Origin of the sequence: Kordia aestuariivivens, assembly GCF_014397005.1 — a bacterium.
Classification (GTDB): domain Bacteria; phylum Bacteroidota; class Bacteroidia; order Flavobacteriales; family Flavobacteriaceae; genus Kordia; species Kordia aestuariivivens.
The window spans coordinates 17,867-29,030 of sequence record NZ_JACGWS010000025.1 but is presented as its reverse complement, the minus strand read 5'-3'; the positions used below and the strand labels follow the sequence as shown (position 1 = coordinate 29,030).

14 protein-coding genes and 1 pseudogene are annotated in these 11,164 nt (G+C 33.3%); 8 read left to right on the top strand and 7 right to left on the bottom strand.

Features of this window, described 5'->3' with window-relative positions:
* Positions 1 to 485: 485 nt before the first annotated feature.
* The 6 genes from H2O64_RS23690 to H2O64_RS23665 all read left to right on the top strand — a co-directional run bounded on the left by H2O64_RS23690 (position 486) and on the right by H2O64_RS23665 (position 4,446).
* Positions 486 to 770 (top strand): DUF1456 family protein, encoded by a 285-nt coding sequence (locus H2O64_RS23690; protein ID WP_187564732.1) that lies wholly within the window; start codon positions 486 to 488, stop codon positions 768 to 770.
* Between the two features lie 41 nt (positions 771 to 811).
* Complete coding sequence (locus tag H2O64_RS23685; RefSeq protein ID WP_187564731.1) at positions 812 to 1,414, top strand: short chain dehydrogenase; 603 nt, start codon at positions 812 to 814, stop codon at positions 1,412 to 1,414.
* A gap of 13 nt (positions 1,415 to 1,427) precedes the next feature.
* Complete coding sequence (locus H2O64_RS23680) at positions 1,428 to 2,309, top strand: hypothetical protein (RefSeq protein WP_187564730.1); 882 nt, start codon at positions 1,428 to 1,430, stop codon at positions 2,307 to 2,309.
* Between the two features lie 67 nt (positions 2,310 to 2,376).
* A complete protein-coding gene (locus H2O64_RS23675; RefSeq protein WP_187564729.1) occupies positions 2,377 to 2,955 on the top strand; it encodes a PhnA domain-containing protein in 579 nt (192 codons plus the stop codon).
* A 73-nt stretch (positions 2,956 to 3,028) separates the two neighbouring features.
* Positions 3,029 to 3,562, top strand: coding sequence for a dihydrofolate reductase family protein (locus H2O64_RS23670; RefSeq protein ID WP_187564728.1), 534 nt, complete (start codon positions 3,029 to 3,031; stop codon positions 3,560 to 3,562).
* Positions 3,559 to 4,446 (top strand): SPL family radical SAM protein, encoded by an 888-nt coding sequence (locus H2O64_RS23665; protein WP_187564727.1) that lies wholly within the window; start codon positions 3,559 to 3,561, stop codon positions 4,444 to 4,446. The genes H2O64_RS23670 and H2O64_RS23665 overlap by 4 nt, the downstream gene beginning before the upstream one ends.
* Here H2O64_RS23665 and H2O64_RS23660 read toward each other — a convergent pair.
* Positions 4,443 to 5,060, bottom strand: a pseudogene (locus H2O64_RS23660) (methyltransferase domain-containing protein). The gene H2O64_RS23665 and the pseudogene H2O64_RS23660 overlap by 4 nt on opposite strands.
* 347 nt (positions 5,061 to 5,407) lie before the next feature.
* On the bottom strand, positions 5,408 to 5,857 hold the full coding sequence (locus tag H2O64_RS23655; protein WP_187564726.1) for an Hsp20/alpha crystallin family protein: 450 nt from the start codon (positions 5,855 to 5,857) through the stop codon (positions 5,408 to 5,410).
* Positions 5,858 to 6,208: 351 nt separating this feature from the next.
* On the opposite strand from H2O64_RS23655, the gene H2O64_RS23650 reads away from it, so the two are divergent.
* Complete coding sequence (locus H2O64_RS23650) at positions 6,209 to 6,769, top strand: hypothetical protein (protein ID WP_187564725.1); 561 nt, start codon at positions 6,209 to 6,211, stop codon at positions 6,767 to 6,769.
* Positions 6,770 to 6,873: 104 nt separating this feature from the next.
* Here the strand turns inward: H2O64_RS23650 and sucC are convergent, their stop codons facing one another.
* The 5 genes from sucC to H2O64_RS23625 form a co-directional block, all read right to left on the bottom strand.
* Positions 6,874 to 8,070 carry an ADP-forming succinate--CoA ligase subunit beta gene (gene sucC, locus H2O64_RS23645; RefSeq protein WP_187564724.1) on the bottom strand — a complete coding sequence of 399 codons (1,197 nt, stop codon included), beginning with the start codon at positions 8,068 to 8,070 and terminating at the stop codon, positions 6,874 to 6,876.
* Between the two features lie 395 nt (positions 8,071 to 8,465).
* Positions 8,466 to 8,657 carry a hypothetical protein gene (locus tag H2O64_RS23640; protein ID WP_187564723.1) on the bottom strand — a complete coding sequence of 64 codons (192 nt, stop codon included), beginning with the start codon at positions 8,655 to 8,657 and terminating at the stop codon, positions 8,466 to 8,468.
* Positions 8,658 to 8,789: 132 nt separating this feature from the next.
* Positions 8,790 to 8,978 carry a hypothetical protein gene (locus tag H2O64_RS23635; protein ID WP_187564722.1) on the bottom strand — a complete coding sequence of 63 codons (189 nt, stop codon included), beginning with the start codon at positions 8,976 to 8,978 and terminating at the stop codon, positions 8,790 to 8,792.
* Positions 8,979 to 9,109: 131 nt separating this feature from the next.
* Positions 9,110 to 9,292, bottom strand: coding sequence for a hypothetical protein (locus tag H2O64_RS23630; RefSeq protein WP_187564721.1), 183 nt, complete (start codon positions 9,290 to 9,292; stop codon positions 9,110 to 9,112).
* A gap of 117 nt (positions 9,293 to 9,409) precedes the next feature.
* Entirely contained in the window at positions 9,410 to 9,613 is a 204-nt protein-coding gene (locus H2O64_RS23625; protein ID WP_187564720.1) for a hypothetical protein, read from the bottom strand.
* A 227-nt stretch (positions 9,614 to 9,840) separates the two neighbouring features.
* Between H2O64_RS23625 and lysA the strand changes: the two genes are divergently transcribed.
* Positions 9,841 to 11,085 (top strand): diaminopimelate decarboxylase, encoded by a 1,245-nt coding sequence (gene lysA, locus H2O64_RS23620; protein ID WP_187564719.1) that lies wholly within the window; start codon positions 9,841 to 9,843, stop codon positions 11,083 to 11,085.
* The last annotated feature ends 79 nt before the right edge of the window (positions 11,086 to 11,164 follow it).

The window sequence follows — 11,164 nt, the reverse complement described above, 5'->3', positions numbered from 1 at the left end:
GGAGGTAAAAGACTTAACTGATCTTGACAATAGGTCTTAAAAATAACTTTTCTGCTCATTCTTAAAGTTAAGAATTACTTCAAAAAATTGCAAAAAAAAAGACTGCCTTTTCAGACAGCCTCTTTTTTGTACCTAAAAGTAACGGTTTTGCCCTTCATTCTCTTTGATGTACAATTGATATTAAGAATTACTACACTTACTTAGCTACTTATTCTTTTTCCGCAGTGTAGCAGACATTTTTCGTTAAGAATTTTTGAAGCCTTAGAAAAAATTTAGAAAAATGATTGCGGTTTTAGCTTTTTCAGCTAAAAACACCTCTGGAAAAAGCGCACTTTCTTTTGTTTCTGTTTTCTTTGTGCGAGCAAAGAAAATGAAAATAATAATCTAAAAATGAGATGTTTAACAACCAACTTTCTTCATGAAAATCAAAATTATATTTTAAAAGCATTACATAAAACTCACATTAAAATAAGTATCTTTGTCGCATGGCATTAACAAACAACGACATTTTCAAAAAACTTCGCGTGGCTTTGAAGCTCCGTGATGACGATATTGTAAAAATATTAGAACTCGTAGATTTTAGAATTACCAAAAGTGAATTGGGCGCATTTTTCCGTACGGAAGATCATCCGAAATATAAAAACTGTGGCGATCAAATTCTGCGAAACTTCTTAAACGCTTTGGTGATTCACTTACGCGGTCCAATGCCGAAAAAAGAAGCCAAACCAAAAAGTACACTTTCCACTTCGAAACGGAAAGAGAGAAAGTAATTTTTTCTTTTTATACTATTTCTGATATTAATTATAAGCTTATGAAAATCCTTATCGTTGGCGGAAACGGAACTATTGGAAACAAAGTTTCTGCATATTTCGCTAAAAATCACGAAGTACTCATCGCAGGAAGAAATTCAGGCGCTGTCACTGTTGATATTAGCAATAGCAAAAGTATCAAAGCTATGTTTGAAAAAACTGGAACTATTGATGCAATAATTTGTGTTGCAGGCGAAGCCAAATGGAAACCTTTTGATGAACTTTCGGAAGAAGATTATTACGTAGGCTTCAAAAGTAAGTTGATGGGACAAGTCAATTTGGTACGTATTGGACAACAGTATCTGACTAAAAACGGATCTATAACACTCACAACAGGAATTTTAGCCGATGATCCTGTGCCAATGACAGCAAGTGCTGCGATGGTCAATGGTGCTATTCATAGCTTTGTAAAAGCAGTAATTTTGGATTTAGAAGGAAAAATTCGTGTCAATGTAGTTTCTTCTGGACTCGTTGAAGATGCAGTTGATAAATATGACGCGTATTTCCCAGGACACAATCCGATTCCAATGACAAAAGTAATCAATGGTTATCGCAAAAGTGTGGAAGGAAAAGGAACTGGTGAAATCATCCGAATATATAACTAACACGCACTATATTATGAAATTAAAGCACATTTATATAGCACTAATCGCCTGTATTTGCTTCGCATGCGAAAGTGGAACTTCTCAAAATAAAAATTACATTACTGATCTAACCATTGACAATAATGGATTGACTTGTGACGGAATTACAATGGGAAATCATACCGGAAACATTAAAAAATCTGAGTTTTCGTATGGAGAAAAAATCACATTATACTACAAAAACATGACAGGATTTGTATTGCAAGATAGCTTGGCATATCCAAACATGGACATTTTTGTGACGAATAAAAAAGGAGATACTGTAATGTCTCAAAAAGATTTATTCAAAAATATTAAAGAAGGGTACACAGAAGAAGATTTGAATTTACGAAGCAATCTTACATTTGCAGCACCGATGATACCAAACAATTCCTATCAAATGCATATCAATGTCATTGATAAAAATAGTGATGGTTATTTCAATTTAAAGAAAGATTTTACAATTATTGAAAATCCATTGTTAAAAACAAAAGCAGACGGATTAACCTATAAAATCTTGTATTTATATTCACAAACACGCGATATTGCAATTGTTGATGATAACATCAGTCCAAACGAAAGTGTATATATTCTCTTAGAAGACTTAGAAGGTTATGCAATTGATGCAGATGGAAAAGTAGACTTACTAGCCTCTATCAGTCTAACCGAAGCAAATGGAAGAGTAATCAATGAAAATAATAATCTATTTCCAGAACCTGTAAGTGCCGTAGACTTAAAAGATCAATTATATGCTTCACTTAAAGTTACAGAAGGACAAATAAGCAATCCTGTAACGTGTGTTTTTAAAGTAAAAGACAAGAAAAGCGGACATACTTTTGAGACTTCTGTTGATCTTATTGTAGCAAAAAAGAAATAAGTAGACAATCTTCTTTTATATCTAAACGAAACCTATATTTTTGTTTTCGAATTAAAGAATTTCAAGCATGAGTATCGAAAGAGAAATACAGAAACGTAGTGGTTCCGAATGTGAATTATGCACCGCAACGGAAAAATTATCCATTTATAACGTTCCACCAAATCACGAAAATAAATTAGAAAAATCTATTTATGCGTGTGCAACTTGTATTTCTCAGATTGAAGACGCCGAAACTATGGATGCTAACCATTGGCGCTGTTTAAATGATAGTATGTGGAGCGAAGTAAAAGTAGTTCAAATTGTTGCTTGGCGCATGCTTCATCGATTGAAAAAAGAAGGTTGGCCACAAGATTTGCTAGACATGATGTATTTTGATGAAGACGATTTATCATGGGCTGCTGCTACTGGCGAAGCTGACGATAAAGAAAATTCCATCAAGCATTTAGATGTAAATGGCGTACAATTACAAGCTGGTGATAGTGTTGTGTTGATTAAAGATTTGAATGTAAAAGGCGCTGGTTTTGTTGCAAAACGTGGCTCGGCAGTTCGGAACATTACGCTAACACATGACAACGCAGAACATATAGAAGGTCGTTTAAACGGTCAACATATTGTGATTATCACGAAGTATGTAAAGAAGACATAATCATTCTACAACATAAAAATAACAAAACGACGTATTCCTAAAGAGTACGTCGTTTTTTGTATCTTTCATTTCTATGAGAAAACTAATATTACATATTGCCATTAGTTTAGACGGGAAAATTGCACGTTTAAATGGCGATGTAGATTGGCTTGATGCAATTCCTCATAAAGAAGGAGTAGATTATGGTTTTTATGAAATGTATAATAGTATCGACACTACAATTCAAGGAAATAAAACCTATCAAAAAGTATTAAGTTGGGATGTTCCTTTTCCGTATAAGGACAAAGAAAATTATGTTTTCACCACAAATTCTGAATTAAAAAATAATGAAGATGTGAGTTTTATCGCTAAAGATCATATTCAATTCGTAAAAGACTTAAAACAAAAAAATGGAAAGGATATTTGGCTCATTGGCGGCGGACAAATAAATGCCCTATTATTAAAAGCGAATCTTATTGATGAATTACAAATCTTTATCATGCCAATTGTGATTCCAGAAGGCATTCCACTTTTTGGAGAACTTTCTTATGATCAACAATTTGAATTGAGCGCTACTGAATCGTACGAATCTGGAGTTGTGGGACTTGTGTATAAGCCGCGCGCATGATCAAAGAAATTGAAGTCAAATCTGTTTTAAACAAAGCCAAGAAAAGAGACGATTGGTTTTTGGACGATTATACTTTCAATCCGTATCAAAGTTGCTCGTATAATTGTATCTACTGCTACATTCGCGGAAGTAAATACGGAACCAATCTCGCAACGAGTCTTTCTGTAAAAGTAAACGCCATTGAATTGTTAGAAAAGCAATTGAAAAAACGTTCCGAAAAAGGCGAATATGGTTTCATTGTGTTGTCTTCGGTAACCGATCCTTATATAAATATTGAAAAAGAGTATATGCTTACGCGAAAAGCCTTGGAAGTCATTCTAAAGTATAAATTCCCGGTGCATATCATTACAAAATCTACCTTAGTAGAACGTGATTTTGATCTTTTACAAGAAATTAATCAGGAAGCAATTTTACCCAAAGACTTACAATCAAAACTTTCTGGTGGAACGTTAATTACCTTTTCATTTTCTACAGTAGATGATAAAATCGGAGCTATTTTTGAACCTGGCGCGCCCAAACCATCGTTACGAATTGAAACATTACAACGTACACTGCAAGCAGGATTTCATTCTGGCGTAAGCCTGATGCCATTATTACCATTTATCACAGACACAACGGAACATTTAGAAAAACTTTTCAGTACGTTCAAAGAATGCCAAGCACAGTATGTTATGCCTGCAACGCTAACCGTTTTCGGGAATGGAAAATCGGATAGTAAAACCTTAATGATGAATGCAATTCGAAAGCATTTTCCAGAGTTAGAAGCACGTTATTTACGGTATTTTTCAAACAGTCATCAATTGCCTGAGTTTTACCGAAATGCTTTTTACACGAAAATGAAAGAATTGGCGAAACAGTATGATTTGAAAGATCGGATTATTTAAAAAACCGCATAAAGTGACGTTACAATCACACCTTTACCTTCATTCAGAACAACAGCTGATAATTCTCTTGATTCTTTTACTTTAAAATTAAATGGCGGCTTTAATAAATCTACACCACTTTGCTTTTTCAATCGAATTCCTTGTCCAGAAATGATGTCTTTATTTGGTGTAAAATCGCCTTCTGGCAGATGTTCTGTGAGGATAACATATTTAAAATTAGCCAACTTTCGCACAATACTTTGCACTTCTGCATTCGATACATGTTGCAACACTTGCCGCACCAAAGCACAATCGCCCACAGGCAAATCATCAACTGCAAGATCCAAACACTGGAACTCTAAATTTTCTGCTACAAACCTTGATTTATTTCGTTTTATAAGATCAGATACAATATCAACCGCAATATATTTCTCAGTATATGGAACCAATTCTTTTCCAATGTTAAAATCGCCACAGCCTAAATCACAAACTACTAAAGGTTTTTCAAAAGAAGTCAAAAATGAAGTAATAACGTCAAGATAAGGACGCACAATTTCAGCATCATGCGAGCCAGTTCCTGAATAAAAATCAGTCTTATTATCGCCCTAAAGCTTCTGTGCATACACTTGTTCCATCGCCGCTTTTGTAGGCCAAGGTTTCTTTATTTTTTTAGATTTGATTTCTTTATTTTTCACAAATATGGGATTCAGTGTAATGGACTCAAAAATACAATAATAAGTTATGTCATTGGCTACGCCGAATCTTCGATTTCCTGCGAAGGTAGGAATCTATTAAGAATAAGAGTGGATTCCGCAACAAGTGCGGAATGAACTCGCTAAAAGTCCAATGGTCTAAGTGCGAAGCTGTCAAAAAGCGAAGCGATCCAAGAGATTCCCGCCTTCGCGGGAACGAATCTAAAATAAAAAAGGCCCGCCATTACAGCGAACCCTTTTTCCATTAACTAACCAATCCTAAATAATTATTATGAAATTTCTATTGTACGTTTCGGTTTCACTTTGTCTTCTTCTCTTTTTGGCAAAGCAACACTTAAAATTCCGTTTGTGTATGTTGCGTTGATCGCTTCTTTATTCACTGTTTGTGGCAATTTGAACGATCTTTTAAAGCTTTCAAAGCTAAACTCTTTACGTGTATATTTTTCGTTTGCTGAAGTTGCTTCATCAGCTATTTCTTCCTTCTTAGTTTCTGTACTAATCGTTAATACATCATGGTCTAACGCAAGCATAAAATCTTCTTTTGTTTTTCCTGGTGTGGCAACTTCTAGTATAAAGTTGTCTGCGGTTTCCTTAATATTAGTAGCAGGAATATTTGTAGTACTTGCTACTTGATTTGCAATTCCGCCAAACCAATCTGTTTGAAATAATTCGTCAAAAATTGAAGGAAAGTCTGCGTGTTTTCTTTTTACTATGTTCATCGTTTTTGTTTTTTTAGTGATTTAATTTTTTATGTCTTTTTGTTTATTCAAATACGAGTTGTTTATGGCAAAAAGGATTCCAAGTGTAAAAATGCGCCATTTTGACACTTTTATGTATTGAAGCAATGACAAAATGTCGCTTTTACTAAAAAGTGATGTGACAGCGTGGCGGAAATGTGTGGTGAGATTTAGAGTTTAGTTTTTGAATTAAAACTGGTTGTAGTAGAAATCTTATTTATTGTTTTGATTTTGGGTGAGATTCTTTTAGTTTTAACATGGATTAAGCCCTAGAGTTTAATTGTATTAGAAATGACAAGAATTCTTGTTGTATAACAAGTTAATTAAAAATAAATGAGAAAAAACTATTTACAATATTTATGGATGATTTTTCTTTTTCTTCTATTATGTAGTTTACTGATTTGGGGAATTATATTTGTTCCTAAAGTAGACGATAAAATAAAAATTTTCGGAATTGTGGCTGTAATCATGGCTGCTTTTACATCAGTTTTAACTGTTACAATAAATAATAGAAAAGCTAAAGAAAGAGAATATGACTTGCATGTTTTAAAAGAAAAACAAAAAGTATATAATCATTTTTACAATACTCTATTTGTATTATTTTCTAAAGATAAAAAAAATAAAGATGGATTATCAAATAGAGCTATCTCTGAAATGACGCAATTTAAACAAGGGCTAATGAATTGGGGAAGCGAAAATCTAATTAAAGAATTCATAAAATACGATAGCAGTTTAGTACCCGGAAGAGAACCTTTTGAAGTACTTATTGACGGTGATAAATTTTTAAAAGAGCTAAGAAAAGAAATGGGATTTAATGATTCTAAAGATTTAAGTTTGATGAGTATTATTCTAGATAATAATGCAAGAAATGTGTTGTTAAACAAAAAGCAGTAAATATCTTTTTAGGATAGTGTCAAATAAAACTCCAAAAAAAAGCCTTCCCAAACAAATGGAAAGGCTTTTTATATATAAATTGAATATACTATATAAACTCTAATTTATTGTGCTAAAACAGCTTGTACTTTATCCGCTGCTTCTTGGAATTCTACCGCAGATTGAACATCTAGTCCAGAATTGTCAATTAAATCCTTAGCGATGTCTGCGTTGGTTCCTTGTAAACGAACAATGATTGGCACTTTAATAGCGTCTCCCATGCTCTTATAAGCATCTACAACTCCTTGTGCAACACGATCACAACGAACGATTCCACCAAAGATATTGATTAAGATTGCTTTTACATTCGGATCTTTTAAGATGATTCTAAACGCTTCTTCTACACGTTTTGCATCCGCAGTTCCACCAACATCTAAAAAGTTAGCAGGTTCTCCACCAGCCATTTTAATTAAATCCATTGTTGCCATTGCTAAACCAGCACCATTTACCATACAACCAACGTTTCCGTCAAGATCCACATAGTTTAGTCCTACTTCTTTCGCTTCAACTTCAATTGGATTTTCCTCACGTAAATCGCGCATTGCTGCGTAATCTTTGTGACGGAATAATGCGTTTTCGTCTAAAGATACTTTTGCATCAACTGCCATAATTTTATCATCAGATGTTTTCAATACAGGATTGATTTCAAATAATGATGCATCAGCCGATACGTATGCTTTGTATAATGAAGTAACAAATTTTGTCATTTCCTTAAATGCCATTCCACTTAATCCTAAGTTGAAGGCAACTTTTCTTGCTTGAAATCCTAATAATCCCAATGCAGGATCAATTTCTTCTGTAAAAATTAAATGTGGCGTTTCTTCAGCAACTGTTTCAATATCCATTCCACCTTCGGTAGAATACATAATCATGTTACGTCCTGTAGCTCTATTTAATAAGACAGACATATAAAATTCGTTGGTTTCGCTTTCACCTGGATAATACACATCTTCTGTGATTAACACTTGGTGCACACGCTTACCTTCAGCAGAAGTTTGTGGTGTTACCAAATCCATTCCGATGATTTGTCCTGCGATTTCTTCTACTTGTTGAAGATTTTTGGCAAGTTTTACTCCACCACCTTTTCCACGTCCACCCGCATGAACTTGTGCTTTAATCACATGCCATCCAGTTCCAGTTTCTTCTGTAAGTTGCTTTGCCGCTTCAACAGCTTCCGCAGGTGTAGAAGCAACTTTACCTCTTTGAATGCGTACGCCAAAACTTGCTAATATTTCTTTACCTTGATATTCGTGTAAGTTCATTTTACGAAATTTTTTATAGAGCACAAATGTAAAAAATCGAATGCATTAAACCCAATTAATTTTGGTTTTTGATGGATTAAATAAATTAACATAAACTACCTATTAAATAATTTTTGTTTTTTTATGTAGCAAAAAGAATAATTTGCTCGCAACAACGGAAAAAATGAGTAAACAAATAAAGAAACAATAACTAGTAAATAACTTAATTAAAATGGCTAAAAGTGCCAAAAAAATTTCGGATTATTCACATTATTATAGAAGACAAACTAGATTTAAAATTTAAAGTCAAAAAAAGAAAGCATCGAGGAATTATTTCAAGATTACTTTCATTATTATTTTAACAATAAAAAAAGGAAGATACTCAATATATCTTCCTTTTCTAGTTTTACAAGATCTTATGGCTGATGATCTGCACAAGCAGCTTCACATAACAGAAAGTCATAACTAGACGGTAAATATTCGCTACAAGGATCATAGCTCGTATCAATCGTAAAACTTCCAGTTCCACCTTTGATTATTTCTAATTGATTTAAACTAGAAATAGCTTTCTTGTTTAAAGCTAAGTTTTTAAGATTCATTTTTTTCATAATTTTAAATTTTTAAGTTAAGGCTAAATTTAAAAATTTTCAGAACCAATGAATTACGGTTTTTCCGTATAATTTCTCGCATAAAAAAAACGAACCGAAGTTCGCTTTAATAGTTTTATGTTGCACACAATACTACATATCACAAGGCATTGTAGGTTGCTGAATTGTAATTGGACAACTTCCTGGTCTACAACTCACACAACTGCATCCACTTTTAGTACAATCGTCAGTAGCTGCTTGTCTTCCTCCTTTACTCTCTATTTGTAATTCGCTAATTTTACGTTTATTAAGCGTAAGTGACTTTAAATTTCTTTTTTTCATGATTTTAAATTTTAATGTTAAGATTCTAAGATAGAACTACTTTCTCTAAAAGAAAATTGTTACTGATCGGATTTTATAAAATGTGTGTACTAAATCAGTGCTTTTTTCCTTATTAATTTTTGATAAAGTAATTATTCGGTACAACCCAAAGTTGACGCGTTTTGTGTATCACAATCTGGGTTACAACTATCGCAAGAACAACCGCTCATAGTTGGTCCGTCGCCATTTCCTTGTAAACGCCCGCCAATCATATTTTGCAATTGACTAATGCTGTTTTTGTTTAATGTTAATGATTTAATGTTCCTTTTTTTCATAATTAATAGTTTTGGTTTACATACGGTAAGGTAAGAAACTTCGCTTTAATCAGTGAAAAATATGAGAGAAAAAGTGAGCTTTCACACAGATTTCCTCTCATAATCAATCATTACAGATTACCAACCTCCGCACTGACCACAATTAGAATAACTAATCGTTCCAGGTCGCGGATCTCCATCACAACTGTCAGATTTACAATCATTTGTAAACACAACTGTTGACTGCTGAGTTGTCGGTAAGTCTCCTCCTTTTACAGTTTCTCCTTGTAAATTGGAGATAACCGATCTTTTAAGCTGTAATGCATTCAATTGTTTTTTCATAATGTGAAATTTTTAAATTATACATTTAAAAGTGTGCCTTATAGTGATTTGTTACCCGAACAGAATCTTATAGTTGTCTTAAATTTTTCATAAAAACATACAATCAAACTGATACGAATTTCAAGAATGTTATAAATGTAACTTTTTGTGTTATTTTTATATTTTTTAATTAAATTTTTTATTGTAATTTCATTTTAGCATAGTTTTGACTTGTTAAAAATAATACCATGAAGCATACCGATTTATTAAATATTGCGCATACGTTTGGAAGTCCTACGTATGTGTATGATGCACAAAAAATTACTTCGCAATACGAACGCTTGACTAAAGCATTTCAGAATGTGACGAACTTAAAATTACATTATGCCGTAAAAGCATTGTCTAATTTGAGTATTTTAAAGTTGATGAAATCGCTTGGCGCGGGATTGGACACAGTTTCTATTCAAGAAGTGCAATTAGGACTTGCCGCTGGGTTTGATCCAAACGAAATTATGTATACGCCAAATGGTGTTTCGCTTGAAGAAATAGAAAAAGCGGCGCAATTAGGCGTAAAAATCAACATAGATAATCTTTCCATTTTAGAACAGTTTGGAAGCAAACATCCAACAATTCCGGTATGTATCAGAATCAATCCACATGTAATGGCGGGCGGAAATCATAATATTTCCGTTGGACATATAGATTCTAAGTTTGGAATTTCCATTCATCAAATTCCGCATGTATTACGTATTGTAGAACTAACAGACATGCACATTAACGGAATTCACATGCATACGGGAAGTGATATTTTAGATATTGATGTGTTTTTATACGCATCCGAAATTCTGTTCAACACAGCGAAAAATTTTAAAGAATTAGATTTTATCGATTTTGGAAGCGGTTTTAAAGTTCCATACAAGAAAGATGACATTCAAACTAATGTGGAAGAATTGGGCGAAAAACTAACAACACGTTTCAATGAATTTTGTCAAGAATATGGCAAAGAATTATCACTCAACTTTGAACCTGGAAAGTTTCTAGTGAGCGAATCTGGTACTTTTTTAGCAGAAGTAAATGTGGTAAAGCAAACAACCTCAACCGTTTTTGCGGGAATTGATAGCGGATTCAATCATTTAATTCGTCCGATGTTGTATAATTCTTATCATCATATTGAAAACATTTCAAATCCGGAAGGTCGCGAACGCTATTACTCTGTGGTCGGCTATATCTGTGAAACAGACACGTTTGGGAATAACCGAAGAATTAGTGAAATCCGCGAAGGCGATATTTTAAAATTTAATAATGCTGGAGCCTATTGTTTCTCGATGGCAAGCAATTACAATTCACGCTATCGTCCTGCCGAAGTTTTATGGTATAATGAAGAAGCACATTTAATTCGTAAGCGTGAAACTTTTGATGATATTTTAAAAAATCAGGTTGAAATTACGATTTCGAGCCCGAAAAAGGAAGAAACCGTTCTTAAAGAAGTTTAGGTGAAAATAAATTGATAAAGTGTCTGCAAATTGTAGACACTTTTTTTATGAAGTCAGATTTCGCTTTTTTAGATAAAAT

What these genes read in the sequence shown, in the direction of transcription:
- H2O64_RS23690 (WP_187564732.1), top strand. Translation starts at nt 486, where the DNA reads ATGGCATTAACAAACAACGACATTTTCAAAAAACTTCGCGTGGCTTTG.
- H2O64_RS23685 (WP_187564731.1), top strand. Translation starts at nt 812, where the DNA reads ATGAAAATCCTTATCGTTGGCGGAAACGGAACTATTGGAAACAAAGTT.
- H2O64_RS23680 (WP_187564730.1), top strand. Translation starts at nt 1,428, where the DNA reads ATGAAATTAAAGCACATTTATATAGCACTAATCGCCTGTATTTGCTTC.
- H2O64_RS23675 (WP_187564729.1), top strand. Translation starts at nt 2,377, where the DNA reads ATGAGTATCGAAAGAGAAATACAGAAACGTAGTGGTTCCGAATGTGAA.
- H2O64_RS23670 (WP_187564728.1), top strand. Translation starts at nt 3,029, where the DNA reads ATGAGAAAACTAATATTACATATTGCCATTAGTTTAGACGGGAAAATT.
- H2O64_RS23665 (WP_187564727.1), top strand. Translation starts at nt 3,559, where the DNA reads ATGATCAAAGAAATTGAAGTCAAATCTGTTTTAAACAAAGCCAAGAAA.
- H2O64_RS23655 (WP_187564726.1), bottom strand. Translation starts at nt 5,857, where the DNA reads ATGAACATAGTAAAAAGAAAACACGCAGACTTTCCTTCAATTTTTGAC.
- H2O64_RS23650 (WP_187564725.1), top strand. Translation starts at nt 6,209, where the DNA reads ATGAGAAAAAACTATTTACAATATTTATGGATGATTTTTCTTTTTCTT.
- sucC (WP_187564724.1), bottom strand. Translation starts at nt 8,070, where the DNA reads ATGAACTTACACGAATATCAAGGTAAAGAAATATTAGCAAGTTTTGGC.
- H2O64_RS23640 (WP_187564723.1), bottom strand. Translation starts at nt 8,657, where the DNA reads ATGAAAAAAATGAATCTTAAAAACTTAGCTTTAAACAAGAAAGCTATT.
- H2O64_RS23635 (WP_187564722.1), bottom strand. Translation starts at nt 8,978, where the DNA reads ATGAAAAAAAGAAATTTAAAGTCACTTACGCTTAATAAACGTAAAATT.
- H2O64_RS23630 (WP_187564721.1), bottom strand. Translation starts at nt 9,292, where the DNA reads ATGAAAAAAAGGAACATTAAATCATTAACATTAAACAAAAACAGCATT.
- H2O64_RS23625 (WP_187564720.1), bottom strand. Translation starts at nt 9,613, where the DNA reads ATGAAAAAACAATTGAATGCATTACAGCTTAAAAGATCGGTTATCTCC.
- lysA (WP_187564719.1), top strand. Translation starts at nt 9,841, where the DNA reads ATGAAGCATACCGATTTATTAAATATTGCGCATACGTTTGGAAGTCCT.